This is a genomic window from Amycolatopsis sp. cmx-4-83 (genome assembly GCF_046548815.1).
Classification (GTDB): Bacteria; Actinomycetota; Actinomycetes; order Mycobacteriales; family Pseudonocardiaceae; genus Amycolatopsis; species Amycolatopsis pretoriensis_A.
The window spans coordinates 59,110-84,574 of the sequence record NZ_JAEBEF010000019.1 but is presented as its reverse complement, the minus strand read 5'-3'; the positions used below and the strand labels follow the sequence as shown (position 1 = coordinate 84,574).

The following is a 25,465-nucleotide window of genomic DNA, read 5'->3' as shown; positions in this document are numbered from 1 at the left end:
GCGTTCTCCTACGGGCGCGAAAACTCAGGCTCGACATTGGTGTAATGACCGTATTCACCCCTGAGCTTGCTCTGATCCACCTTGGCGACGGTCAGACCGTACTTGGCGCACTGCCGGCCGGTGAAGGTGTTGGCCGCCGCCTGTTCGTACGTCATGCCGTTCCTGAGGTTCAGGTTGAACTCGTCGAGGTTGCTCGGCATCGCGGGCACCCACTTCCCGCTGAACACCCGGACGTTCTCCGGGCCGAAGGACCTCATCACCTGGGCGAACATGGCTGAGCCGCTCGGCGACAACGCCCCCTTTTCGATGGACATCGTCAGGACGCCGTCGGTCAGGTCGGCCATGATGTGGCCGCCGTCGTCCCCGTAGAAGCGCACGAGCGAGTTGCACGCCGGGTTGTTGGTGTTGTGCACCAGTACGGGCGTGTTCCCGGCCAGCACGTAGTAGGTGTGGACCGCGTTGACGGTCAGGTTGTACGTCCGTTCGGCACCGGGGTGACGACGCTCGGCCAGAACCGTCGCCCGGCCGGCCTCCGGGGTGTCGAGCAGGTCTCCTGGTCGCAGGTCCGCCGCCGCGGACCAGACGCCCGCCGACGCGTTCCGGTAAAGGTGCTTCGCGGTGGATTCGATCGTCCGGGGACCGTCGGGTGTGCCGACTGCCAGGTCGACGAAGTCGTGATCGTCGTCGGTGACGTGCACGGCCTCGACCAGGTGCTGCTGGCGCCGCGGATCGCCTGGTTCCTCGTTGGCGACGTGGTCGCCGACCGCGATGTGCTCGATCGGTTCGGTGTGCCCGTCGGCCATCAGCACCCGGGTGCCCGCCGCGAAGCTGTTGCCGGTGCACAACGGGAACCGGTTCTCGTACTCCCGTGCGATCCGGGCCAGCTCGGCGCCCTGGAGATCCGCCTGGATCGCCATTTCCGACACCTTGCCGAGCTCCGCCGCGGCTTCCGCGGCCGCGGCGTTGAACAGCCCGTCACCGCGGGCCAGCGCCTCCGCCATCATCGCCGAAAGCTCCCGGGCCCCGGTCAGCCCGAGTTCCGTTTCGGCGTTGCCGAGGAACGAAGCCAGATCGCACTCGGGGCACATCAGCGCGAGCAGCCCCGCGAGCACGAGGCCGGTCACCGACTGCCCGAGCGCCGAATCGCCGTACGGCGCGGGGCCGGGCATGAACTCGGCGTTGAGCAGGTTGCGGGGGTCGAGGCAGTTGCCCAGCTCGACGGTGCCGGGGTCGTTCAGCTGACGGCACAGCTGCTGCAGGTGGCCGAGGATGCGCTGCTGTTCGGCCGGGGTGCCGCTGAACAGCTTGATGCAGTCGTCGGTGTTCAGCGACTGCGCCACCCAGGCGGCCCGGTTGTTGCAGTCCCACGTCCGCTGGTTGATCGCGTTCTGCTTCTCCAGCTTGGCTTTGTCGGCGACGCCCTGCCAAGCCTCCTTCGCCAGTGCGGCGGCCTGTTGCGCGCTTTTGCCCGCGTCGATCGCGGCGCCGTAGGCGATGTTGGCCGAGACTGCCGCGTCCGATGCGTAACCGGCGGCGTCGTACGCCGACTGCTGCGCCCAAGCCGCCGAAGCGCTCGCCTTGTCCGCGGAGACCGCCGCGGCCTTCGCGGCCGCCGCCGCCGTGTTCGCCGACGCCTGGGCCTGCTGCGCCGACTCCGCGGCCCGGTTGGCCGCGTCCCGCGCCTGGTTCGCGTAGGTCGCGGCTTGGGCGGCCGCGGCCGACGCCTGATCGGCGTAGTTCTGCGCGTCCTGCGCCGCGTTGCGCGCGCGGGCGGCCGCGGCCTGGGCGTCGTTCGCGTCGTGCGTCGCGGTCGCGGCGGCCGTCGCGGCCTGGGCGAGCAGGCCGTCGATCGCCGCGTTGTGCGTCGCGGTGTTCTGGTCCCGCCGGGCGGCGGTGAACTGGCCGACCGTCAGGAACTCGTGCCGCAGCGTCGGCGGCCCGTCGATCGCCGCCTGCGCCGCCGCCACGACCTCGCGGGCACCCGCCGCCTTCGCCGCCGACATGACCTGGTTGACCTTGAGGTCCTCGTCGGTGCTCAGCGCGGTGTACTGCCCGGCCTCGAGGAACGCGCGCAGGGCCTGATCGGTGTTCTGGTCCAGCGCCCGCTGCGCCTGCTGCACCACGACCGTCCGGCCCGCCGTGCGCGCGGCGGCCATCAGCTGGTTGACCAGCAGCGAATCATCGGTGAAGCGGCCCGGGTAGTCGCGGCTGCGCAGGAAGTCCCGGACGGCGGTGTCCGAACCGGCCAGTGCGGTCGCCGCCGCGGCCTTGAACCCGTCGGTGGCCGCCTCGCTCAGGTCGGCGAGGACGACGCGGTCGTCCTGCCCCGCGGCGGCCGCGAGACCGGTGGTGACGAAGTCGACGACCTGATCGTCCGAACCGGCCAGCGCGGCGGTCGACGCGGCCTGCGTCCACGGGCCGCCGGTGACGGCGAGATCGAGCGCGACCTTGCGCGCGTCGGTCAGCACCGTGGCCCGGCCGGTACCGGCCGCCTGTGCCTCGGCGATCAGCCGGCTCGTCTCCGCGCTCCAGGTGCTCGCCTGGTCAACGTCCCGCCGCGGCGGGAGCGCGCGGTTCGCGTACTCGTCCAGCGCCGCCTTCGCCGCGTCGTCGGCCTGCTGGCCGGCCAGTGCGATGCGGTCGTCGTCCGCCTTGCGCGCGTCCTGGGCGATCCGGGTGGCCTGGTTGGACGCGTTGACGGCCGCGGTCGCCGCGGCCGTCGCGGCGTTCGCGTGCTGGGTCGCCTGCTCCGCCGCGTTCGCCGCGTTGCCCGCGTGCGCGGCGGCGTCCAGCGCCGCCACTTCCGCGTTGTGCGCGTCCGTGGCGGCGGCGTCGGCGGCCGTGGCGGCCTCGCCCGCGGCCTGGGACGCCTGATGCGCCCACGCCTGGGACGCGTTCGCGGCCGCGGCCGCGCGGTCGGCCTGCACGCGGGCTCGCGCCGCGGCGGCCTTGGCTTGCCGCGCGTCCGCGCCGGCGGCGGCGGAGCTGGTGGCCGCGTCCGTCGCGGCGTCGGCCGCGATCCGGGACTGCGCGGCGGCGTCCTTGGCCAGACCGCCCGCGGTTTCCGCTTGCTGGGAAACGGTTCTCGCGCTCTGCGCCGCATCCCGGGCCGCCGCCGCGCTCAAGGACGCGTCGTGGGCGATTTGGGCGGCCTCGCGGGCGGCCGCGGCCTTGTCCCGGTCACCGATCGCCAACGCCGCCGCGTCGTACGCCCGGGAAGCCGCCCGGCCCGCTTGGGAGGCCGCCGTAGCGGCCCGCGACGCGGCGACCGCGGCGGTGTGCGCCGCGTTGGACGCCGCGTTCGCCGCGCCCACCGCCTGCCGCGCGGTCGCCGCGGCCTGGTCGGCGGCATAGGCCGCGCGGGAAGCCGCGGCCGCGGCCTGCTCGACGTGCCCCTGCGCCGCCGCGGCGGCGTCCTTCGCGGCCTGAGCCGCCTTCTGCGCCGCGGCCGCCTCGGTCACCGCGAGATCGGACTGCCGCTTCGCCACGTCGGTTTCGCTCGCGGCCTGCACCGACGCGGCCTTCGCCGTCGCGGTCAGCTGCGCGATCGAGTCCGTCTCCGCGTCGCGCGCCTGGGCGACGGGCAGATCGATGGCCAGGAACTGGTTGAGCGCGTCGACGGAGTTGGCGTCCAGCGCCTGCTGCGCGACCTTCTTCACCTCGGGACCGCCGGCCGCCATGATCTGGTTGACCTTGAGGTCCTGGTCGACCCGGAACGGCGCCTGCCAGCCGCTGTCCAGGAACGCCCGGAGCGCGTCTTCCGCGTTGGCGTCGAGCGCCTTCTGCGCGGCCTTCCTGACCTGCGGTCCTCCCGCGGCCATCACCTGGTTGACGTGCAGGTCGAGATCCGTGCCGTGCGGGGTGATCCAGCCGGTGTCCAGGAAGGTGTCGAGCGCGGCGTCGCTGTTGGCGTCCAATGCCTGCTGGGCCGCGTTCCGCGTCGCCGGGCCGCCGTTCGCCATCACCTGGTTGACCTTGACGTCCAGGTCGATGGACGTGTCGACGTCCTTCTGCGTGGTGAGGAACCGCGTGATGTCGGCGTCCGTGCCGGCCAGCGCGGCGGCCGCGTCCCGTTTCGTCGCCGGGCCACCGAACTGCCACAGCCGCAGGACTTTCGCGCGATCGCCGCTCGAGGACGCGGCCGCCGTCGCGGCGGCCCGGGGTGCGGCCTGCGCTTGCGGAACAAGCGATGCACCGCCCGCCAGCGAAACCGTCAAAACCGTTATCAGGGCAGCACGAAATCGCCGTCTCGCCGCACGCATTTCAGGTTTCCCCCCTGTTTAACCCGCCCTCACGAACAGAGCCGCCGGCCCCATTCGCCCGCTGGGGACATTAACGGGCCGGGCAGGTGCCATCAACGGCCAAATGGTCGTGATCGACATCACAACGACCGCTCTGACCTTGATGCCTTAGCCTCACCACGCCCCACCTTCCGACGAAATAATGTCGGATTTGGGGCGAAAGTCTGCTTGTTTAATCGAAGAGGGGGAAATCATGCGCGCGCTCAACCGGACAATTCTGGTTATCGCCGCCGCCGGTATCGCCGGAACGGCCGGGGTGCTCACCGCACAGGGGTCCGAGATCGCGGCGAGCGACCAGCCGCCGTCGGTGGTCGAGGACTACAGCTACCCCGGTGCGGCGGCGCTCCTCGCCACCGACCACGTCCAGCTGATCAGCGGTGACGGGCACATCGTGTACACGCCCTGCCCCACCGGGCAGGACACCGTCGGCGTCATCCAGGTGAAGACGACCGAAGCCGTCGGCCAGTCGCTCAACGGCCGGGTCTGCTTCAAGGTCCTGGGCACGGGCGGCGAGCTGACCATGAAGATCCCGGCCGTGTACGCCATCCGCTCCGACGGCCTGTCCGCGGGACAGGGGCACAAGCTCAAGGCGTCGCTGACCACCGACGCCGGGGTCCACTCGAGCGTCGACGTCCCGTCCGACGGCATCACCCAGGTCGGCGTGGGCGCGGACCCGAACGGCGACCCGACGACGCTGCTGGAACTGGTCGCCACGGCCCCCTGAGCACCGTCGGCGACTTACCGACTTCGGTAGGTACCCGGGAACCTCCCACGAACTTACGTTTGTGCTCGTCGCCCGGTTTCGGGGCCGACATCCGGATCACCTGGCCGAAGGGCATTTTCATGCGAATGTCGAGGGCTGTTGCCGCGGTGGGTGCTGCCGCCGCGGCGCTGAGCGTGGTCTCAGCGGGGGTTGCGGACGCCCAGCAGGACATCATCGGCGGGAGCACCGTCTCCTCCGCGCCGTGGGGCGCCCAGATCTACTGGAACAACGTCACCACCTACGGCGGCTTCGAGTGCTCGGGGACGATCATCGCCCCGCAGTGGGTGCTCACCGCGCGGCACTGCCTGAACTCGCCGGGCATGCACGTCAAGGTCGGCAACGTGACGCTCCAGCAGGGCACGAACGCCAATGTCGACCAGCAGAAGGCGTCCCCGAACGGGGACATCGCGCTGCTGCACCTGACCACGGCGGTCAACACCACGTTCATGAAGCTCGGCACGGGCAACCCGCCGACCGGCGCCACCAACCAGATCTACGGCTGGGGCCGCACGCAGGGCACCAGCCCGCCCTCGAGCACGCTCAAGACCGCCAACGTCCGCGTCACCGGCACGAGTTCCGACGCGTTCGGCGGCACGGCCATCGCCAGCCAGGGCGTCAACGGCTCGGCGTGGCACGGCGACTCGGGCGGCCCGCAGCTCTACAACGGCGCCCAGGTCGGGGTGTGCTCCACGGGCAACAACTCCGGTTCGAACCCGCAGGGCACGCAGAACTACGCGAGCATCGCGTCGAGCCGCAGCTGGATCCGCACCACGGCCGGCGTCTGACCCGCCCGGACCGGCCTCTCCGCCCGGGAGGCCGGTCCGAGGCATACTCGCCGTCATGGAGTTCCGCACCGAAGTGCTGCTCGGCGGCAAGACCGCGACCGGCCTGCCGATACCCGACGACGTCGTCGAGGCGCTCGGCGCCGGCAAGAAGCCCGCGGTCACGGTGACGCTCGGCGGCCACACCTACCGCACGACGGTCGCCAGCCGCGGCGGGCGGTTCCTGGTCCCGCTCAGCGCGGAGAACCGCGAGAAGGCCGGCGTCGCGGCGGCCGACGAGGTGACGGTCGGGATCGCCCTCGACACCGCCCCGCGCGAACTGGAGATCCCGCCGGACCTGGCGGCCGCGCTGGCGGCGGACGACACCGCGCGGGCACGGTTCGAGAGCCTTTCCTACAGCGCGAAGCAGCGGTTCGTGCTGCCGATCGGCCAGGCGAAGACCGAAGAGACCCGGCAGCGGCGCGTGGCCAAGGTGATCACGGACCTGCGCGCCGGGAAGTGATGGACTCGCGCACGGTGCTGCGCGTGCTCGGCGCCGCCGCCCCGAACGCGGTGTGGCTCGCGGGCGGCTGGGGCATCGACGCGCTCCTCGGCCGGCAGACCCGCGAACACCGCGACCTCGACCTGCTGCACCGGCTGGACGAGGAAGAAGCCGTCGTGGCAGCGCTCGCGGCCTCGGGCTACCGCGAGACCCTCGACCTGCGCCCGGTCCGGTTCGTGCTGTCCGGCGGCGGCACCGAGCTGGACCTGCACCCGCTCGTCTTCGCCGGGGACGGCTCGGCCACGCAGGAGGCCGACGACGAGGGCGCCGTCTTCCGCTACCCCGCGGACTGCTTCGTCACCGGGCACGTCGACGGCGTCGAAGTGCCGTGCGTCTCGGTCGCCCAGCAGATCTTCTTCCACCAGGGGTACGAGCCGCGCCCGCACGACCTCGCGGACATGCGCCACCTCCGCGAGACCTTCGGCGTCGACACCCACTTCTAGTCCACAACGGACCGCCGTAGCGCGGACTTGTCCGGTTTCCCCGACGGTGCGACAGGAACCGCGCCGACGAAACTGAACCGCGCCGGCACCGCCGCCTCACCCAGCTCCGCCGCCACGCCCTTGCGCACCTCCGCCAGGTCCGGCTCGCGGCCCGGCACCGGGACCACGAACGCGTGTGCCGCCTCGCCCGTCCGCGGGTCCGGGACCGCCACCACGTACGCCTGGTCGACGTCCGGGTGCGCCGCGATCGCCCGCTCGATCGGGCCGGTGTAGTGGATGATCGCGTTCACGATCACCACGTCCCGCGCCCGGCCGGACAGGTGGAGGTAGCCCGACGAATCCAGGTGCCCGAGGTCCTGCGTGCGCACCCAGCCGTCGCGCAGCACCGACGCCGTCGTATCGGGATCGCGCCAATAGCCCGAAAACGCCGACGGTGTGCGCACCCAGATCTCGTCGCGGACGTCGATTTGCACCGTGTCGCAAGCCTTCCCGACCGAGCCGATCCCCTCGTCGGCGCGGCAGATCGTCAGCATCCCGGTCTCGGTCTGCCCGTACGCGTGGTGCATCGCCGGCCCGATCCGCTCGGCCGCCTCGGCCAGTTTGTGCGGTGGTACCGGGGATCCCGCGACGATCAGCGCCCGCAAATCGCCGAGGTCGACCGGCTCCTCGCGCAGGACGTCGAGGATCTGGTGCAGCCGCGGCACGGTCGTCAGCGCCGCGGTGATCCGCAGGCGCGGGAGCACCGCGGGGAAGTCCGGCAGTCCTTCGGGGATCACCGCCGTGCCGCCCGACATCAGCGACACCCCCAGCTGCTCGACCATCACCGCGCTGGCCAGGGAGCCGAACAGCAGGTACCGGCCGAAGCACGCGCCCAGCCGTTCGTGGGCCGTGCCGGGCAGCGGTTTCCGCCAGACGCGGCCCTCGGTCAGGGCGCGGTAGCTGTAGGCCACGCCCTTCGGGACGCCCGTGCTGCCGCTGGTGAACACCACCGTCGCGATGTCCTCGAGCCGCGCGCCCGGCAGCGGCTCCTCGTACGCGCCCAGCAACGCGGACCCGATCCGCAGCACCGGTACCCCGGCGTCGACCGGGTCCGCCGAGTCGTCCACGACCAGCGCCGAGACGTCGGCGAGGACGTGCCGCAGCTGCGCCTCCGGCAGCCCCGGCCGGACCGCGACCGCGCGGCCGCCGAGCACGTGCACCGCGATCAGCGCGGCGAACCCCTCCGCGGTGACGGCGGTGGCGATGCCGACCCCGTCGCCGGCGCCGAGCCCGGCCGCCCGCAGGCCCGCGGTGAACCGGCCGATCAGCTCCCGCAGCTCTCCGCGTGACGTGACGCGGGAGCCGTGTTCGAACGCGGGAACCTCCGGAGCGCGCTCCAGCTCGTCCAGCAGAGCCTGCGGGTGGACCATCTCGACCGCCTTTCGCCCGGGGGTCCCGGTCTACCGGGCGGATCTCAGAATTTCGGCAGAAGATCCGCCGGTCACCGTTGACGAGCGTGCGATCATCGGACGGCGGGCCGAGCGGCGGCACCGCACCCGGCGTCGCGCCGGGCACTGGGTCGCGCCCCCGAATCCCCGCGGAACGCCCCCCGCCGGTCCCCTGTGGGTAGAAGTGCCGTCACCGCGACCGGCAGTTGTGCCGTTTGACCACACTGGCCTCTTTTCTAGCGTGACTTTCACACCGCGCGGACCACCGCGCCAGGGGAATTCGCTTCAGGAAGGAGGTGGCCCGTCGATGTCCAGTCCGGGATTCCAGGCAGATTCCGCTGCCATGACGCGCGCCGTCCAGGGTTTCGAGGAAACCGCGACGAACGCCAAGTCCACGATGGCCAGCTTGGAGTCCGAGCTGACCGAGGCCCTGCGCAACTACAAGGGTGACCAGGCTGTCGCGTTCTGGGACCTGCAGCGCCGGCTCCAGGAGAAGATGACCGTGGCCGTGAAGGAGCTCGACACCATGTCGCAGCTCGTCCACACCAGCCACCAGAACTACGGCCGCGGCGACGCCGACGTCCACCAGAGCTTCCAGGGGGTCGGCAACTCCCTCGAGGGCTCGGGCGTGATCCCCCGCCTCAACCCCTGACCCGAGAGGACGCCCACCATGGCCGACGTCGTCGAAATCAACTTCGCCGCGCTGCAGCACAGCTCGGCATCCCTGGCCGCCAAGGCCAAGGCGCTCACCTCGCAGCTGGAGCAGCTGCACCAGAACCTCCAGCCGATCACCGCGACCTGGTACGCCTCCGGCAGCTCCGCCGGTGACGCGGCCCGCCAGTCGGAGACCCGGCTGCGTCAGGCCACCGCGGACATCGTCGCGATCATCGCGCAGTTCGGCGGCAAGGTCGGCGAGGCCCACGACCTCCAGCAGTCGCTGGAGAACCGCAACCAGGGGCTGTTCGCGGGCTGATCCGCGCCCAGACGTCGGTCGGCCGGTGCGGGAAACCCCCCGCTCGCACCGGCCGACCGGCTTTCCCCATGTCCGCAAGTCGCGCCCAGAGAGCCGGGACCGATGCCAGACCAGTCGTACTACGTCCACCTGGAATCGCTGAAGGACTTCGTGCGGGAGCTGGAAACCCAGATCCACGCGATGTCGAAACCGAACGACTTCCTGCTCACCCTCGGCTCGGAGCCGCTGTTGTTCGGCGAGTTCGGGGAAGCCGGGTCGCTGGCCGACGCGCACCACGCGGCCGTCTCGGAGATGCAGGGCCTGCTCGACCAGGTCCGCAGCGCGATCGGCTTCGCGCAGGACGTGACCACCACGGTGGCCGACGGCTACCAGAACGCCGACCAGGCGGTCGCCGGGGACCTGCACCACTCGGGTGCCGTCACCAACCTGCTCGATCCGGTGCTCGGGCTGCTGGGCCTCGGTGACTCGGACGGGAGCCGCAAGGGATGACCAAGAACACCGCGCACACGAACTTCGCCGCGTACAGCCACCAGCAGCTCTACGCGATGCTCCAGGCCGGCGACCCGAACAGCGCGCGCCACGCCGCCGACAAGTGGAAGTCCGCCGCGCTGCACCTGCACGAGCAGTCCCACAACCTCAACTCGGAGCTCGCCGAGTTCAAGGACCAGTGGACCGGTGGCGCGGCCGACCAGTACCAGCACATGATCGTCGACCTCGCGAACGGCATCGCCAAGGTGGCGCAGACCGCCGAGGCGATGAACGTGATGCTCGGCGACGCCGCCGACGCGCTCGTGAAGGCCAAGAAGGAGATGCCGCCGCCGGTTTCGGTGCCGGACGTCTCCCCCGCCGACGTCGCGCTCGCGGTGAACCCGCCGCTGCTGCCGCCGGACGCTTCCCCCGCCGTCGTGCAGGCCGCGGCGCAGCAGCGCCAGCAGGCCATCTCGAACGTCGAGGCCCAGCAGTCCGCGGCCAACGCCGCCGGGTCGGCGCACGGCAAGGCGATCGTCGTCATGACCGAACTGGCCGGCGAGTACTCCGTGGCCGAGGAGTCGATCCCGGCTTCGCCGAACGCCGTGCAGACGCCCACCGCCCCGCCCGCCGGCGGCGGCGGTGCGGGCAGCGCCGGTTCGCCCGGGCTGGTCGGCAACGGCGTCACCGACCCCGGCGTGGTGGTCACCCCCGGCGACGGGCACCCGCTGCCCTCGACCGGCACGCCGCAGCCGGGTACCACCGTGCCGACGTCGAACCCGCTGTTCGGTGACATGTTCACCGCCGGGCTCGCCGCGGCCTCGGCCGCCGCGTTCGGCCGGTTCGGCTCGATCATGCCCAAGGTGCCGTCCTGGGCCACCGGCAAGGACCCGAAGGACAACAAGGACGAGGCGCCCGGCACCAAGCTCGGCGGCGGCGGGGCCGGCGTCGAAGGCGGCGCCGGGGGCGGCATCCCGATCGGCGGGGGCGACGCGCCGTCGATCGGCGGCGGCATCCCCGGCGGGTCCGGGATCGGCGGCGGTGGCGCCGACGCCCCGGCCGCGCACTCCGGCCTGGCCGGCGACGGCGGCACGGGCAACGCGCTCAGCGGCCTCGCGGGCGGCGCGGCCGGTGCCGTGGGCGCGGCGGCGGCCAAGAGCGCGATGCCGATGATGCCCATGATGCCGATGGGCATGGGCGGTGGCGGCGACATGGGCTCCGGCCGCCGGATCCCGGCGTGGCTGGTCGAAACGGAGAACGTCTGGGGCCAGTCCGCCCCGGTCGCGCCCCCGGTGATCGGCGAAGAGCCCGAAGCGTACTGACCCGGTCGTGAGTGTTCAGGGCGGTTCCCACCGCCCTGAACACTCACGGCCTCTGCTGCGGAACGGAGGCGGGCCGTGACGGCTGCCGGCTATCGTGTGGTCCCCGCCCGCCTCGACACCGCGGCCGGCGAGTTCGGCTCACGCGCGGACGCGCTGGGCACCGCGCAGAAGGCGGTCGCGGGGGAAAAGGTCCCCGCCGCCGCGTTCGGCCAGGTCAGCGAGTCCGCGGCCGCGGCCAAGACGTTCGAGAAGACGATGACGGAGCTGGGCGAGAAGCTTGGCGAGCACGTCGCCCGCGCCAAGAAGCTCCAAAGTGGACTGACCGAGTCGGCCGCCGGCTACCGCCGCACCGACGCGCAGATCGCCGCGATGTACCGGGCGCTGCTGCCCGAAGACCCGCTGCCGAAGGCCGGGAACCCCGCCGGGATCGGCGGTTCCGCCGACACCGGCGCGTGGGCGCACGCGATCGAGGAGAACCGCACCAAGGTCTCGGACGCGCTGACGGCCGAGCGCACCAAGCTCGCCGGGCTGACCGACGCCGACGAGGTCAAGCGCTCGCAGGCGCGGATCAAGCTCTACGAAGACATCCTCGCGAACAACCGGCAGATCCTGAAGTTCGACCCGTCGGGCAACGGCCGGATCGCCGAGCTGGTCGGGCACATCGAGCCGGGGACGCGGAACGTCGGGTTGTTCGTCCCCGGCGTCAACACGCAGATGTCCAACTTCGACGCCTACGCCGGTCTCGGGCGCAGCCTGGTGGCCGCGGACCCGGCCGGGCGCACCGCGATGGTCGTCTGGGCCGACGGGGTGTTCCCGCAGAACCCGGTCGTGCAGGGCCCGGACGCGAGCTACGCGCAGACGATGGCTCCCGATCTCAAGCACTTCGCCGACGACCTGCGCGGCGAGATCTCGAGCCACGCCGGCTCCGACGTCACGCTGACCGCGATCGGGCACAGCTACGGCGGCGCCACGGTCGGGCTGGCCGAGACGCACGGCCTCGACGTCGACCGCGTCCTGCACGTCGAGTCGGCGGGCATGGGCCACGGCGTGTGGTCGCCGTCGGACCTGCCGGCGAGCCAGGCGGGCGTGCAGCGCTACTCGATGACGGCGCCGCTCGACCCGATCGAGATCGCCCAGGGCAACGCGTGGGGCCTGGAGTGGACCGGCATCGGCCACGGCGCGGACCCGGACACCTTCCCCGGCGTCACCGAACTGGAGACCGGCCGGGACGCGGAGGGCGGCCAGCTGTGGGGCCTGTCCTCGCACAGTGACGTGCTGAAGCCGGGTTCGGAGTCGTGGACGAACATGTACCGCGTGATCACCAGCGGCCCGGTCACCCCGAACGGCACCTTCGACCCGAATGGCATCCTCGAACACGGCGTCGAGTTCCTGAACGACGGAGGGGTGCTGCGATGAGCCCGGAACTGGAGCGGCTGGCCGTCGAGCTGACCGACGTGATCGACAGCGTCGCGGAGGTCTTCGGCGACAGCGCGGACCGCACGGTGGACGGCGAGCTCGACTGCGACCCGACCCGGCCGGGCCGGCTGCTGTGCTGGCAGTACGGCGTCCGGCTCGAACACCCCGGCGAGCCGGAACGCCGCCTGGCCGAGGTCGTCCTGCCCACGCTGGCGGAGCGCGGCTGGCAGGCGCACGACCGCAGCACCCCGCGCGAGCTGATCGCGCGGTTCAGCCGGGAGGGCGCGGACTTCACGGTCCACGTGGCCCGGGCGAGCCACGCGGTGGCGATCATCGGCTCGACCCGCCCGGTCCCCGCCTGACGCTGCGGCCCAGGACGTCATGAACGACCCGTTCACCTCGCCAGACGCCGTGAAAGGGTCGTTCATGACGTACGCGCGCCCTACGGCGTGAAGCGGGACGGCCGCCAGCCGCGACGCCGGGCTCGCCGGACCGCCGCCACCGTGACGCCCGCCGCCGCCGCCAAAGCCACCCCGGCCAAGGCGATCGTGCCCGCCGGCACGTCCGACGGGTGCTGGGCCGGGGCCGCCGCCGGGACCACGTCGGGTTCGGTGGCCGCCGGGGCGGCCGAACCGGGCGGGGCGATGTCCGCGGGCAGCGTCGACGAGACCGCCGCGTACGCGTCCAGCACTCCCCACCCCAGCCGCGGGTCGTGGCCGCCCGAAGCCGGGCGGTGGGCCGTGAGTGTGAGGCGCGTGGCGACCTGGTCGCCGGTCAGGTCCGGGTGGTACGCCCGGACCAGGGCCGCGACCCCCGCGACGTACGCCGCCGCCAGGCCCGGGTCGGTCACCGGCCAGCGGTGCGCGATCGCGCCGCCCGCGCCGGCCGACGTGCTGACCAGCTCCGCGCCCGGTGCCGCGACGCCGACGTAGTCGCCCGCCTCGGTCTGCACCGGCTCGCCCGCTTGGTTCACCGAACCGACGCCCAGCACCCCGGACGTCGCCGTCGGGTAGGTGCGCGCGCCCTGCTGGGTCGCCGACGCCGCCGAGACGACCACCGCGCCCTCGGACCGCGCGCGGGAAACCGCGCCGGACAGCGCCGGGCTGTCGAACGCCGCCGGGACGGCGATCAGGATGACGCCCGCGTGCCGGTCGAGCGCCGTGTCGATCGCGCCGGCCAGCGCGCCCGGGTCGCCGCCGTCGCGCGACGAGCTGTCGGTGTAGCGGATCGGGAGCAGGCGCGTGCCCGGCGCGACACCGGCGAACGTCGTCGACGGATCCGGTTGCGCGCCGACGATCCCGGCCGCGATCGTGCCGCGGCCGTCGCAGTCGGCGGACTCGGTGCCCGCGCCGCCTTCGAGCTGGCCGGGCGCGAACTGGCGGTTCTGCCCGTCGACGCCGGTGCCGATCACGGCGACCAGCTGGCCGTCACCCCGTGTCAGCGGCCAGATCCGCGCCGGGTCGATCTGGCGCTGGCCCCACGGGACGGCGCCGGAATACGTGCCGGACGGGTTCGCGCACTGCGCTTGCGGGGCCGCGGCCGCCACGGCGGGCGAGCCGACCGCCACCAGGCCCGCGACCGCGAGCGCCGCCGGTATCCGCACCCGAACCCCCGAACCGAAAGACGGTGGCGGAAAAGGACTTCCGCCACCGCCAGTCTACCCGGGAACCCGCGCTCAGCGAAGGTCCATGCCGAGATCCAACGCGGGTGAAGAGTGCGTCAGCCCGCCCACCGACAGGTAGTCCACACCGGACCGGGCATAGGCTTTACCACGGTCGATGGTGAGCCCACCAGAGGATTCCAGCCGCGTCTTCGGGGAAACCTCGTCGCGGCGCGCGACCGCGAGCCGGCACCGCTCCGGCGTGAAGTTGTCCAGCAGCACCTCGTCCGCCGCCGCGGCCAGCGCCTCCTCGAGCTGTTCGAGCGTGTCGACCTCGACCTCGCACGGCAGTTCCGGCGCGTGCGCGCGGGCCGCGGCCAGCGCCGCCGTCACCGAACCCGCGGCGACGACGTGGTTGTCCTTGATCAGCACCGCGTCGCCGAGGCCCAGCCGGTGGTTCACCCCGCCACCGCAGCGGACGGCGTACTTCTGCAGCAGCCGCAGCCCCGGCAACGTCTTGCGGGAGTCCCGGATCGCGCACCCGGTACCGTCCACTTCGGACACCCAGGCGGCGGTCGCGGTGGCGACGCCGGAGAGGTGGCAGAGCAGGTTCAGCGCCGTGCGCTCGGCGGTGAGCAGCCCGCGCACCGGGCCGGCGAGGACCAGCGCGGGCTCCCCCGCGACCAGCCGGTCGCCGTCCTCGCGCCGGGCGAGCACCTCGTAGCCGTCGCCGAGCACCATGTCGAACACGGCCAGCGCCACCGGCAGCCCGGCGACCACGCCGTCGACGCGCGGGGTCAGCTCCGCCACCGCGGTCGCGGACGCGGGCACCGTCGACGCGGTCGTCGCGTCCGGCCCGTACCGCAGGTCTTCGCCCAGCGCGGTGGTGACCACCCGCTTGACGTCTTCGACGTCGAGACCCGAGGCGGCGATCAGGCGCAGGACCGGTTCGGAGATCGGGAACGTCATGCCACGCCCTCCAGGCGGATCGGGTCGGCCAGCACCGGCTGGCCGGACGGGCTGAGCCGGATGAGCTGGCTGCGCCGCCAGTTCTCGTCCGGGTCCGGGAAGTCGGACCGCACGTGGCAGCCGCGCGACTCGGTGCGCCGGACGGCCGCGGCGAGCAACGCCTGCGCCACCACGGTCAGCGCCGCGTCTTCGACCGCCGCGTGCGTCCACAACGGACTGTCCTGGGTGGACAGGTCGAGCACGGACCCCGCGGCCGCGAGCCCGTCGGCGTCGCGGCCGATCGCTGCGTACCGGCTCATCACCCGCTGCAGCGCGTCGCGCTCGGCGGCGGGCGCGGTGGTCCACGACGGCAGCCGCCCGCGCGCCGGGTCGGCCAGCAGCCCGGCCGCGAGGTCCGCCGCGACGGCCTCCGCGACGCGCTGCCCGACGACCAGGCCTTCGAGCAAGCTGTTGGAGGCCAGCCGGTTCGCGCCGTGCAGGCCGGTCCGCGCCACCTCGCCCGCGGCGTACAGGCCGGGCACCGACGAACGTCCATCCACTGTGGTCACCACGCCGCCGCACGAGAAGTGCGCCGCCGGGGTCACCGGGATCGGGTCGACGGCGGGGTCCAGCCCGAGCGCCCGGCAGGCCCCGAACACCGTCGGGAACCGGGTCGCGAACCCGGCGATCGAGGTCGCGTCGAGGAAGACGTGGTCGTCGACGCCGCCGGGCGCCGTCGTCATCCGCCGCGTGATCGCCGCCGAGACGACGTCGCGCGGGGCGAGGTCGCCGAGCGGGTGCACGCCGCGCATCACCGGCAGGCCGGCGCCGTCGACCAGGGTCGCGCCCTCGCCGCGGACCGCCTCGGTGACCAGCGGGCAGCGCCCGCGCGCGCCCGGGGTGTAGAGGACGGTCGGGTGGAACTGGACGAACTCGATGTCCGCCACCGCCGCCCCGGCCCGCAGCGCGAGCGCGAGGCCGTCGCCGGTGGCGATCTCCGGGTTCGACGTCGCCTGGTAGAGCTGCCCGATCCCGCCGCTGGCCAGCAGCACGGCCGACGCGCGGACCACCCCCGGCACCCCGTTGCGGTCGAGCACCGTGACCCCGGCGACCCGCCCGCCCGGCGTGCGCAGGGCGTCGACGGCGAGGTGGTGCTCCAGCACCGGCACCCGCGCCTCCCCCGCTCGCGCGACCAGGGCGCGTTCGACTTCGGCGCCGGTCGCGTCGCCGCCGGCGTGGATCACGCGGAACGCGCTGTGCCCGCCCTCGCGGGTCCGCGCGAGCAGGCCGGTGGCGGCGGCGTCGAACTCCGCGCCGTCCGCCCGCAGCCGGGCGATCGCGGCCGGGCCGCCGTCGAGGATCGAGCGGGCCGCGGCCTCGTCGACCAGGCCGGCGCCCGCGGCGAAGGTGTCCTCCGCGTGCTTGGCGACCGAGTCGTCGAGGTCGTGCTCGTTCTCCAGGACCACGGCGACGCCGCCCTGCGCCCAGCGCGTGTTGCCGTCCGTGACCGCCGACTTGGTGACCACCAGGACGTGCAGCCCGAGCGCCTGCGCCCGCAGCGCCGCGGTCAGCCCGGCGACGCCGCTGCCGACCACGACCAGATCCGCGCGGGCCTCCCAAACCGGAGTTTTCGCCTGGGGGTCATTAACCGGCGGCGTCATTCGCCGCCGCCCGGCTGCCCGATCTCGATCATCCGCTGCACCGACGCCTTCGCGCGGGCCGCCGTTTCGAGGTCGACGTGGACCTCGTCGAGGCCCTCACGCAGGCAGCGCAGCAGCGCGGCGGGGGTGATCATCTTCATGTACCGGCAGGACGCGCGGTCGTTCACCGCGCGGAAGTCGATGCCCGGCGCGGCCTTGCGCAGCTGGTGGATCATGCCGATCTCGGTGGCCACCAGCACCGTCTTGGCCTTCGTGTCGCGGGCCTCGTGGACCATGTCGCCGGTGGAGAGGATCTTGACCCGCTCCGGCGCCACAGCACCCTCGCCCGCCAGGTAGAGCGCCGAGGTCGCGCAGCCGCACTCGGGGTGGATGAACAGGTCCGCCTCCGGGTCCTCGGCCGCCCGCTCGGCCAGCTCCGCGCCGTTGATCCCGGCGTGGACGTGGCACTCCCCGGCCCAGATGTGCATGTTCTCCCGGCCGGTCACGCGCTTGACGTGGGCACCGAGGAACTGGTCCGGCAGGAAGAGGACTTCCTGGTCAGCGGGGATGGACGCGACGACGTCGACCGCGTTCGAGGACGTGCAGCAGATGTCCGTTTCGGCCTTCACCTCGGCCGTGGTGTTGACGTAGGAGACGACCACCGCGCCCGGGTGCTCGGCCTTCCAGGCGCGCAGTTCGGCGCCGGTGATGGAGTCGGCGAGCGAGCAGCCGGCCCGCGCGTCGGGGATCAGGACGGTCTTCTCGGGGGCGAGGATCTTCGCGGTCTCGGCCATGAAGTGCACGCCGCAGAAGACGATGGTGGACGCGTCGCTGCTCGCCGCGATGCGGCTGAGCGCGAGGGAGTCGCCGGTGTGGTCGGCGATGTCCTGGATCTCGGGGACCTGGTAGTTGTGCGCGAGCAGGACCGCATCGCGCTGCTTCGCCAGGCGCCGCACCTCCTCCGCCCAGGCCGCGTTCGCCTCGACCCCGCCGAACGGGGTGAGGCCTTCCGGAACCAACGTGGTGGTCATGTGGCCCTCCTGGACCGATCGCGGGTTTTCGCCTTACAATCGAAAACCGTGCGAAGTCATCTTAACACCCAAGCCCCCCTCGCCCACGAGGTTTTGGGAGCGGTCCTTCAAGTGCGCTCGGACACACTGCGGGTCCTCCTGTGGCGCCGCGCGCTCGACCCGCACCTCGGCCGCTGCTCGCTGCCGGGCGGCCGGCTGCGGCCCGACGAGGACGTCGAGACGTCCGTCCGGCGGCAGCTCAAGGAGAAGGTCGACGTCCGCCAGCTGAAGCACGTCGAGCAGCTCGCGGTGTTCAGCGACCCGCACCGGGTGCCCGGCCCGCGCGTGGTGGCGACGGCGTTCCTCGCGCTGGTCCCCTCCGACGTCGACCCCGAAGTGCCCGAGGACACCGAGTGGCACGACGTCGCGAAGCTGCCGCGCACGGCGTTCGACCACGAGTCGATCGTGCTGCGCGCCCGCGACCGGCTGCGTTCGAAGCTCTCCTACACCAACCTCGGGTTCGCGCTGGCCCCCGACGAGTTCACGATTTCCGCGCTGCGCGGCCTGTATTCGGCGGCGCTCGGCTACCGCGTCTCCGCGACCAACCTGCAGCGGGTGCTGTCGCGGCGAGGATTGCTGGTTCCCACAGGTCACACGGCCCCGCCCGGGCGCGCGGGCGGGCGTCCGGCGGCCCTCTTCTCGTTCGCCGGCAAGGGCATGCAGATCACGGACCCGTTCGCCGTGTTCAGACCGCCCAGCCGGTGACCATCCTGCGGGAGCAGCGTTCTCCCCTTACGGTTGACCCGTGACCGAGCCGGAATCGGAAAGCGACGCGACGACGACCTTGCTGCCGTTGTTCCCCTTGCAGACCGTTCTGCTGCCCGGCACCAAGCTCCCGTTGCACATCTTCGAACCGCGCTACCGGCAGCTGACGACGGACCTCGTGAGCGGCACGGTCCCGGGCCGGGAGTTCGGCGTCGTCGCGCTCCGCTCGTCGCTGACCCGCGAGGTACGTGGTCTGGACCAGCTGTACGAGGTCGGCTGCAGCACGATCCTGCGCGAGGCGAAACGCCTCCCGGACGGCCGCTTCGACGTCGTCACCCAGGCCCAGCGCCGCTTCCGCCTGACCGACCTCGACTGCACGTCGGCGCCGTACCTGATCGCGTCGGTGGAGTGGCTCGACGACGAGCCGGTGGCCCCGTCCGGCGGCATGGCCGAGCGCCTGGCGACGGTCGCCCGCGCGGCCCACCAGCGCTACTGCGAAACGGCGTGGCGCAGCGACGACTGGACCAGCCCGGAGCCGGACACGACGCTCGAGGAGCTGGCCTACGTGCTGGCCGCGGACTGCCTGCTACCGCTGGAAGACCGTCAGCGCCTGCTGGAGGAACGCCACCCGCTGCGCCGGCTCCGCATCGCGTGCCGCCTGCTGACGCGGGAGACGGGCTTCCTGAACACACTCGGCGCGGTGCCGCTGCCGCCGGGCGAACTCACCGATCTGAGCCGCCCGGCCAGCCTCAACTGACGCGGCTCAGGAACCGTTGCCGTTCCCGAACTTGTTCCACACCTTGCCCGCCGCGCCCGAGACCGCCTCGCCGGCGTCGCTGAACGCCTTCGTCAGCGGGTCGGCCGAGGAGTTCCACGACTCCTTGTACGACTGGGCGGCCGCCTTGAGGTCGTCCTTCCAGTCCGACGCCGGCTTGTCGTCGTCGCGGCGCGGGTAGTCGCCGGCCAGGATCGCGCGGTACTCCGGCGAAGCCGCCCACCGCTGCAGCTGCGCCGCGCGGACCACCGCGAACGGGTGCGACTCCGTCTCGACGAACTTGAGCTTGAGGAAGCTGTCGCGGAGGTCTTCGACCGACTCGTACTCCGCCGCCTGCTGCAGGAACGACGGGATGTCGATGCGCGACGGGTCGATGCCGCCCGCGATCTGGATCTGGGCGCGCAACGCCGCCGTCGGGTCCTGCCCGCACAGCAGGCCGGCGCGGTCGCACGACAGCTCGGCCTTGCGGAACCACTCGCGCAGCGCCGCGATGACCGCCCGGATGCCGAGCGCGCTCACCGGCGTCCACGACATCGACAGCTGCAGCGCGACCAGGCGCACCATGATCGTGCGGTACACCGCGTGCCCGGACAGCACGTGCCCCATCTCGTGCCCGAGCACGAACCGCAGCGAATCGGGGCTCATCAGCTCGACGAGCCCGGTGCTGAGCCGGATGAACGGCTCGTCCATGCCGACCGTCTCGGCCCGCGCCCGCGGATCCTGGAAGACGAACACGTTCGGCACCGACGGCAGGTCGAGCGTCTCGGCGCACTCGTGGCGCAGCCGCTCGAGCTCCGGGTACTGCTTCGGCCCGACGCGGATCGACGACGCGAGCGCCATCAGCCGCTCGCCGCGTTCGTTGTAGAACCCCGAGATGGCCTTGACGACCTGAGCGAACCCGGGCACCGCGCGCAGCGTGGCGAGCGCGCCGCGGTCCACCGGGTGCTCGTACGCGCGCGAGCTGATGCCCGGGAACCGGACGGCGTCTCTCCGCGAAACTTCGATGTCTTCGGTCACTGCCGATACCCCCTGTGAGTGAGGGCACCAGAGTAGGGCAAACCGCTCAGCCCAGGCGGCGGCCCAGGTCGTCGCGTCCGTTCCAGGTGGCCAGCAGGCTGTAGGCGATCGACACGCCGAGCGGGCCGGTCAGCAGCACCCACCACGACTCCAGCCGCGGCGCCAGCTCGATCACCGAGCCGAGCGCGGGTGGATCGGTGATGGCGTAGTGGCTGTTCGCCCACGTGACGCCGAGCAGCATGGCGAGCACGCCCGCGAGCGCCACGCCGAGCACGGCGGCCAGGAAGACGACCGGGCCGCGGCGTTCGCGCAGCAGCCAGCTGACGACGCCCACGACGATCCCGAGCCCGAGCGTCATCAGCCCGAACACCGCGAGGTCGTCGAACCGGTGCCAGCTCTCCAGCTCCAGCGCGCCTTGGGAGCCGTCGGCGGCGATGATGCGGACGCGCTCGGGCGGCGCGAGCCGGGACCACGCGAAGGCGAGCGGGAAGCTCAGCAGGCCCACCGTGCTGAACACGCTCACCGCGGGCAGCAGGTCGGCCTTGACGACCACCCGCGGCCGCCGCTCCCGGAACAGCACGGGCACCGACCACGGCCCGGCCACGGCCGACGGCCGGTGCGCGGGCCCCGACGTCTCACTCACCCGGACTCCCTCCTGCAACTGCACCAACCGGGGCTGCGCCCCGGGCCGGGGGCTCCGCCACCCGGAGCCCCCGAAAAGCGTGCGTGTTGCGACCGAGGGTAACCGGTCAGCGTGCAACCACCGTCAGCCGCCGGCCGTGTCGCCGTGCCTGCTGCACTTCGCCGTCCAGCCGAGCGGGCTCACCTGGACCACCAGCCGCCGCGCGCAGAACGTGCAGTAGCGCGGCGGTTCCAGCACCGTGCGGGGGTTGTGGCACGCCGGGTGGTCCGCCCCGCCCGGCGACTCCTGTCCACAGTGGACGCAAAAGGCCGGGGCGTCAGAGGCTGTCACTGAGCGCCTTGATGGGCATCTTGAGCTCGTCGAGCATCTCGAGGTCCGCCGAAGCCGGCCGCCCGAGGTTGGTCAGGTAGTTGCCGACGATGATCGCGTTGACGCCGCCGAGCATGCCCTGCTCCGCGCCGAGGTCGCCGAGCGTCAGCTCACGGCCGCCGGCGAAGCGCAGCATCGTGCGCGGCATCGCGAGCCGGAACGCCGCCACCGTCCGCAGGGCGTCCTTGCCCTCGACGATCTCGTAGTTCTCGTACGGCGTGCCGGGCTGCGGGATGAGGAAGTTCATCGGCACCTCGTGCGGGTTCAGCTCGGCCAGCTGCACCGCGAACTCCGCGCGCTGCTCGACCGTCTCCCCCATGCCGATGATGCCGCCGCAGCAGACCTCCATGCCCGCCTCGGCCACCATCCGCAGCGTGTCCCAGCGCTCCTCCCACGTGTGCGTGGTGACCACCGCGGGGAAGTGCGAGCGCGCCGTCTCGAGGTTGTGGTTGTAGCGGTGCACGCCCATCTCGACGAGCTCGTCGACCTGCTCCTGGGTGAGCATGCCGAGCGAGCAGGCGATCTGGATGTCGTTGCCGTCCTCGCGGATGGCCTTCACGCCTTCGCCGACCTGCGAAAGCAGCCGCTTGTCCGGGCCGCGGACAGCGGCGACGATGCAGAACTCCGTCGCGCCGGTCTCGGCGGTCTGCCGGGCGGCCTTGACCAGGTTCGGGATGTCGAGCCACGCCGAGCGCACCGGCGTCGGGAAGCGGCCGGACTGCGAGCAGAAGTGGCAGTCCTCCGGGCAGCCGCCGGTCTTCAGGCTGATGATGCCTTCGACCTCCACCTCGGGCCCGCACCAGCGCATCCGCACTTCGTGCGCGAGCGCGAGCAGGTCGGGCAGCCGGTCGTCGGGCAGCCGCAGCACCTCGAGGACCTCGGCTTCCCCCAGGCCGGCGCCGGTTTCGAGGACGAGTTCACGGGCGTGGGCGAGGACGTCGGTGTCCGGAACTGCGGTCAAGGCGTCTCCTTGGTCGTGACGGAAGCGTCCCTCATCGTGCCTGACGGGCCCCTCGGGCGACAGCGACGCAGGTCACTTCCCCGCCGAAGCGCACCCGGCGAACAGCTCGGGGTCGAACTCGCCGCCGAACCACGGCGAGAGCCCGCCCCTGGCCGCGGTGAGGAACTCGTCCCGTGACGCTTCGCCGAGCCCTTCGGGCAGCACGCCGAGCAGCGGCGCCCCGGCCGCCACCGGCAGGTCTTCGAGGTTGGACAGCGCCGCGAGGTCCGGCTCGGCCGGCCAGGAGCCGATGATCACACCGGCGACGGTCAGGCCGCGCTTGGTGGCGACTTCGGCGGTGAGCGCGGTCGCGTTGAGCGTGCCGAGCCCGGCTTCGGCCACGACGATGACGAGCGAGCCGAGCGACCAGGCGACGTCGGCGAGGCTGGCCCCGGTGGCGTCGAAGCGCACCAGCAGGCCGCCCGCGCCTTCGATCAGGGTGAGGTCGTGCCCGGTGTCCAGCTCCGACGCCGCCCGCGCGATCTCCCCGGGATCGAGCGTCGGCAGGCCACTGCGGCGCGCGGCGGCCTCGGGTGACAGCGGGTCCGGGTAGCGGCGCAGTTCGAGGGTCGTGACGTCGCCGGCCAGCCGCCGGACGTCGGCGAGGTCACCGGGTTCGTCGGGCCGCACCCCGGTCTGCGCCGGTTTCAGCACCGCGACCCGCTGCCCACCGTCCGCCGCCAGGGCGGCGATCGCCGCCGTGGTGATCGTCTTGCCGACCCCGGTCCCGGTCCCCGTCATCACCAGCATGGTCACGGACCATCAACTTAGTGACCCGGGGTCGGGGTGCGCACACGCGGGCCGTGCTCGGGCGCTCACAGCGCCGGGCCGCGACGTCGTGAAAGGGTCGTTCACGTCGTCCGACGCCATGAACGACCCTTTCACCGGACCGGTGCCCGGGCCGTGCCCGGGTGGGCACGGCCCGCGTGCGGGGGTCAGGCTCCCGGCACCGCCACCGGCGCCCCGGCCGGCCGGAACGTCCGCTCCTTCGCGTCGAACAGGTGGACCTGCGCCGTCCCGACCGCGAAGTACATCCCGGTCAGCTGCAGCTTCCCGGCGCCCTCGGCCGCGGCCACCGACGGGTACTCGCGCAGGTGTTCCAGCTGCTGGAGCACGTTGTGCAGGGCCAGCCGGTCGCCTTCGCGCTCCGGGACCGCGCCGTCCAGCGTGGCCGAGCCGAGGCGGTGGGCGCTCGGCTCCGCGTGGCGGAGCCAGACCGACAGCGGGCCCGGCGGCGGACCGTCGGCGAGCGCCGCCATCGCCCCGCAACCCGAGTGGCCGCACACGACGATCTCTTCGACGCCCAGCACACCGACCGCGTACTCGATCGACGCGTTCATCGACGGGTCGGCCTGCCCGGCCGGGACGAGGTTGCCGATGTTGCGGATGGTGAACAGGTCGCCCGGGCCGCTGGTGGTGATCAGGTTCGGCACGATCCGGGAGTCGCCGCAGGTGATGAACAGCGTGCGCGGGCGCTGGCCGTCCGCGAGCCCGGACAGCGTGTCCTTGAGCAGCGGCGCGGCCCGGCGGTGGAACTCGGTGGCGCCGTTGCGGGTCTGCTGCGTCGGGATGCCTTCGGTGGCCTGCCACGCCGACCAGGGCGCGAGCCAGCGCGGCACCGCCCGGCTGGCGTGCAGCCGCGACCGCGTCGGGCGGCCCGCCTTGCCCTCGCCGAACCACGGGTGGCCGACCTCGTCGACCTCGACCGTGCCGCCGGCGTTCTCGTGCGCCTGCTGCCAGGTCGTGAGGCTTTCGAACGCGGCGTGGTCGAGGTAGTCGACGACCAGTTCGAGCCGCACCGGCACGCCGGCCGGGATGGTCCCGAGCACCTTCGACAGCCGCGGCACCGACAGGAACGTCAGGACACCTTCGACGACGACGCGCCAGGCGTCGCCTTCCTGTTCGACGTGGATGCCCGACCAGAGCGTCCGGCGCAGCATCAGGACCAGGGCCAGCCCGATGCCGGCGAGCACGCCGGTGAGCAGGTCGAACACCACGACGCCGGCCAGCGTCAGCAGGTACACGGGCAGGTCGCCGTGCGCGAGGACGGTCCTGATGTGGCCGGGGTTGACCAGCTTCGCGCCGACGTGCACCAGCAGCCCGGCCAGCGCGGCCAGCGGGATGCTCTGGATCAGCCCGGCGAGCAGGACGACGAACAGCAGCACCCAGACGCCGTGCAGCACCGCCGACGCGCGGGTCTTGGCCCCGGCGGTGACGTTGGTGGAGCTGCGGACGATGACGCCGGTGACCGGCAGGCCGCCGAGCGCGCCGGAGAGCATGTTGGCCGCGCCCTGGCCGACCAGCTCGCGGTCGAGGTTGGCGCGCCGCCCGGTGTGCATCTTGTCCACCGCCACGGCCGAAAGCAGGCTTTCGACGCTGGCGATCAGCGCGATCGTGACGACGGCGAGGGCGAACCCGCCCCACCCGCCGTCGGGCAGCTGCGGGACGAGGTGGACGTCCAGCAAGTCGCCGGGGAGCTCGACGCGGGGCAGCGTCATGCCGAGCACGACCGACACGACGGTGGCGGCCGCGATCGCGGCGAGCGGCCCCGGCACCTTGCGGACGGCGGCGGGCAGCTTCGGCCAGACGAGCAGGATGGCGATGGTGAGCAGGCCGATCACGGCGGCGGAGTCGTGGTGGGCGACGATCTGGCCGGGCAGCTCGGCGATGTTCTCCACCGCCGAGCTCTGCGCCTTGCCGCCGAGGACGACGTGGAGCTGGCCGAGCACGATCGTGACGCCGATGCCGGCCAGCATGCCGTGCACGATCGCCGGCGAGATGGCCAGCGCGGCGCGCGCGATGCGGCTCAGCCCGAGCAGGATCTGGCACGCGCCGGCGGCGACGGTGATCGCGCAGGTGACGACCCACCCGAACGTCTGGATGGTTTCGGCCATGACGACGGTCAGGCCGGCGGCGGGCCCGCTCACTTGCAGCGCGGAGCCGCCGAGCGCGCCGGCGACGACGCCACCGACGACGGCGGCGACGAGCCCGGCGGCGACCGGCGCGCCCGAAGCGAGGGCGATGCCCAGGGACAGGGGTACTGCGACGAGGAAGACGACCAGTGAGGCCGGCAGGTCGTGGCGGAGCACGGCGAGGGGTCTCATGATCGCCATGCAACCGGAAAACGAGTGAAATGTCCGCTATGCACCACTCGATCGGGTGAATAAATGGCGGTATTTAGCTCGAATGTCACATACCGGACAAGTCGTTAACAAGCCGTTCACAAGCACGGGCCTGTCAGGTGACAGTTGAATTCCGTACT

The 25,465-nt window shown here is 72.6% G+C and carries 24 protein-coding genes; 12 read left to right on the top strand and 12 right to left on the bottom strand.

The features are described from left to right. Positions 1–8: 8 nt before the first annotated feature. Positions 9–4,217, bottom strand: coding sequence for a polymorphic toxin-type HINT domain-containing protein (locus tag ACLJQM_RS43285; RefSeq protein ID WP_410636096.1), 4,209 nt, complete (start codon positions 4,215–4,217; stop codon positions 9–11). Between the two features lie 277 nt (positions 4,218–4,494). Here ACLJQM_RS43285 and ACLJQM_RS43280 point away from each other — a divergent pair, with 277 nt between their 5' ends. The 4 genes from ACLJQM_RS43280 to ACLJQM_RS43265 all read left to right on the top strand — a co-directional run bounded on the left by ACLJQM_RS43280 (position 4,495) and on the right by ACLJQM_RS43265 (position 6,830). Then, on the top strand, positions 4,495–5,025 hold the full coding sequence (locus ACLJQM_RS43280; RefSeq protein WP_247012488.1) for a hypothetical protein: 531 nt from the start codon (positions 4,495–4,497) through the stop codon (positions 5,023–5,025). Between the two features lie 119 nt (positions 5,026–5,144). Beyond that, positions 5,145–5,849 (top strand): S1 family peptidase, encoded by a 705-nt coding sequence (locus ACLJQM_RS43275; protein ID WP_410636095.1) that lies wholly within the window; start codon positions 5,145–5,147, stop codon positions 5,847–5,849. A 55-nt stretch (positions 5,850–5,904) separates the two neighbouring features. Then, complete coding sequence (locus tag ACLJQM_RS43270; protein WP_410636094.1) at positions 5,905–6,348, top strand: YdeI/OmpD-associated family protein; 444 nt, start codon at positions 5,905–5,907, stop codon at positions 6,346–6,348. Beyond that, entirely contained in the window at positions 6,348–6,830 is a 483-nt protein-coding gene (locus tag ACLJQM_RS43265) for a nucleotidyltransferase domain-containing protein (protein WP_360766308.1), read from the top strand. The genes ACLJQM_RS43270 and ACLJQM_RS43265 overlap by 1 nt, the downstream gene beginning before the upstream one ends. Here the strand turns inward: ACLJQM_RS43265 and ACLJQM_RS43260 are convergent. After that, positions 6,827–8,239 carry a class I adenylate-forming enzyme family protein gene (locus ACLJQM_RS43260; RefSeq protein WP_410636093.1) on the bottom strand — a complete coding sequence of 471 codons (1,413 nt, stop codon included), beginning with the start codon at positions 8,237–8,239 and terminating at the stop codon, positions 6,827–6,829. The genes ACLJQM_RS43265 and ACLJQM_RS43260 overlap by 4 nt on opposite strands. A gap of 325 nt (positions 8,240–8,564) precedes the next feature. On the opposite strand from ACLJQM_RS43260, the gene ACLJQM_RS43255 reads away from it, so the two are divergent. The 6 genes from ACLJQM_RS43255 to ACLJQM_RS43230 all read left to right on the top strand — a co-directional run bounded on the left by ACLJQM_RS43255 (position 8,565) and on the right by ACLJQM_RS43230 (position 12,798). After that, positions 8,565–8,909, top strand: coding sequence for a WXG100 family type VII secretion target (locus ACLJQM_RS43255; RefSeq protein ID WP_086856673.1), 345 nt, complete (start codon positions 8,565–8,567; stop codon positions 8,907–8,909). Positions 8,910–8,927: 18 nt separating this feature from the next. Next, positions 8,928–9,230, top strand: a complete 303-nt coding sequence (locus ACLJQM_RS43250) for a hypothetical protein (RefSeq protein WP_020644701.1) — start codon at positions 8,928–8,930, stop codon at positions 9,228–9,230. Positions 9,231–9,332: 102 nt separating this feature from the next. After that, positions 9,333–9,719, top strand: a complete 387-nt coding sequence (locus ACLJQM_RS43245; protein ID WP_247012496.1) for a hypothetical protein — start codon at positions 9,333–9,335, stop codon at positions 9,717–9,719. Next, positions 9,716–11,020: a WXG100 family type VII secretion target gene (locus tag ACLJQM_RS43240; protein WP_360766302.1), complete on the top strand. Its 1,305-nt coding sequence runs from the start codon at positions 9,716–9,718 to the stop codon at positions 11,018–11,020. Before ACLJQM_RS43245 ends, ACLJQM_RS43240 begins: the two co-directional genes overlap by 4 nt. Before the next feature lie 75 nt (positions 11,021–11,095). Then, the gene (locus ACLJQM_RS43235) at positions 11,096–12,436 is read left to right on the top strand and encodes an alpha/beta hydrolase (RefSeq protein WP_410636092.1); all 1,341 of its coding nucleotides are present in this window, start codon (positions 11,096–11,098) and stop codon (positions 12,434–12,436) included. Further along, positions 12,433–12,798: a hypothetical protein gene (locus tag ACLJQM_RS43230; RefSeq protein WP_360766297.1), complete on the top strand. Its 366-nt coding sequence runs from the start codon at positions 12,433–12,435 to the stop codon at positions 12,796–12,798. Before ACLJQM_RS43235 ends, ACLJQM_RS43230 begins: the two co-directional genes overlap by 4 nt. An 80-nt stretch (positions 12,799–12,878) precedes the next feature. On the opposite strand, the gene ACLJQM_RS43225 is transcribed toward ACLJQM_RS43230, so the two are convergent. The 4 genes from ACLJQM_RS43225 to nadA all read right to left on the bottom strand — a co-directional run bounded on the left by ACLJQM_RS43225 (position 12,879) and on the right by nadA (position 17,655). Next, positions 12,879–14,039 carry a S8 family serine peptidase gene (locus ACLJQM_RS43225; protein WP_410636091.1) on the bottom strand — a complete coding sequence of 387 codons (1,161 nt, stop codon included), beginning with the start codon at positions 14,037–14,039 and terminating at the stop codon, positions 12,879–12,881. 72 nt (positions 14,040–14,111) lie between these two features. Further along, on the bottom strand, positions 14,112–15,005 hold the full coding sequence (nadC, locus tag ACLJQM_RS43220) for a carboxylating nicotinate-nucleotide diphosphorylase (RefSeq protein ID WP_410636090.1): 894 nt from the start codon (positions 15,003–15,005) through the stop codon (positions 14,112–14,114). Then, positions 15,002–16,645 carry an L-aspartate oxidase gene (locus ACLJQM_RS43215; RefSeq protein WP_410636089.1) on the bottom strand — a complete coding sequence of 548 codons (1,644 nt, stop codon included), beginning with the start codon at positions 16,643–16,645 and terminating at the stop codon, positions 15,002–15,004. The genes nadC and ACLJQM_RS43215 overlap by 4 nt, the downstream gene beginning before the upstream one ends. After that, complete coding sequence (gene nadA / locus ACLJQM_RS43210) at positions 16,642–17,655, bottom strand: quinolinate synthase NadA (protein ID WP_247012510.1); 1,014 nt, start codon at positions 17,653–17,655, stop codon at positions 16,642–16,644. Before nadA ends, ACLJQM_RS43215 begins: the two co-directional genes overlap by 4 nt. Positions 17,656–17,766: 111 nt before the next feature. On the opposite strand from nadA, the gene ACLJQM_RS43205 reads away from it, so the two are divergent. Next, the gene (locus ACLJQM_RS43205) at positions 17,767–18,399 is read left to right on the top strand and encodes an NUDIX hydrolase (protein WP_410636088.1); all 633 of its coding nucleotides are present in this window, start codon (positions 17,767–17,769) and stop codon (positions 18,397–18,399) included. A 40-nt stretch (positions 18,400–18,439) separates the two neighbouring features. Then, complete coding sequence (locus ACLJQM_RS43200) at positions 18,440–19,156, top strand: LON peptidase substrate-binding domain-containing protein (RefSeq protein ID WP_410636087.1); 717 nt, start codon at positions 18,440–18,442, stop codon at positions 19,154–19,156. Between the two features lie 6 nt (positions 19,157–19,162). Here ACLJQM_RS43200 and ACLJQM_RS43195 read toward each other — a convergent pair whose 3' ends face one another. The 6 genes from ACLJQM_RS43195 to ACLJQM_RS43170 all read right to left on the bottom strand — a co-directional run bounded on the left by ACLJQM_RS43195 (position 19,163) and on the right by ACLJQM_RS43170 (position 25,316). Then, positions 19,163–20,191, bottom strand: a complete 1,029-nt coding sequence (locus tag ACLJQM_RS43195; RefSeq protein WP_247012516.1) for a M48 family metallopeptidase — start codon at positions 20,189–20,191, stop codon at positions 19,163–19,165. Positions 20,192–20,237: 46 nt separating this feature from the next. Next, entirely contained in the window at positions 20,238–20,834 is a 597-nt protein-coding gene (locus ACLJQM_RS43190; RefSeq protein ID WP_247012519.1) for a DUF2567 domain-containing protein, read from the bottom strand. A 123-nt stretch (positions 20,835–20,957) separates the two neighbouring features. Further along, positions 20,958–21,164, bottom strand: a complete 207-nt coding sequence (locus ACLJQM_RS43185) for a hypothetical protein (RefSeq protein WP_360766274.1) — start codon at positions 21,162–21,164, stop codon at positions 20,958–20,960. Further along, complete coding sequence (bioB, locus tag ACLJQM_RS43180) at positions 21,151–22,164, bottom strand: biotin synthase BioB (RefSeq protein ID WP_410636086.1); 1,014 nt, start codon at positions 22,162–22,164, stop codon at positions 21,151–21,153. Before bioB ends, ACLJQM_RS43185 begins: the two co-directional genes overlap by 14 nt. 72 nt (positions 22,165–22,236) lie before the next feature. Next, positions 22,237–22,959 carry a dethiobiotin synthase gene (gene bioD, locus ACLJQM_RS43175; protein ID WP_360766272.1) on the bottom strand — a complete coding sequence of 241 codons (723 nt, stop codon included), beginning with the start codon at positions 22,957–22,959 and terminating at the stop codon, positions 22,237–22,239. 179 nt (positions 22,960–23,138) lie between these two features. Then, a complete protein-coding gene (locus ACLJQM_RS43170; RefSeq protein ID WP_360766269.1) occupies positions 23,139–25,316 on the bottom strand; it encodes a bifunctional SulP family inorganic anion transporter/carbonic anhydrase in 2,178 nt (725 codons plus the stop codon). Positions 25,317–25,465: the final 149 nt, after the last annotated feature.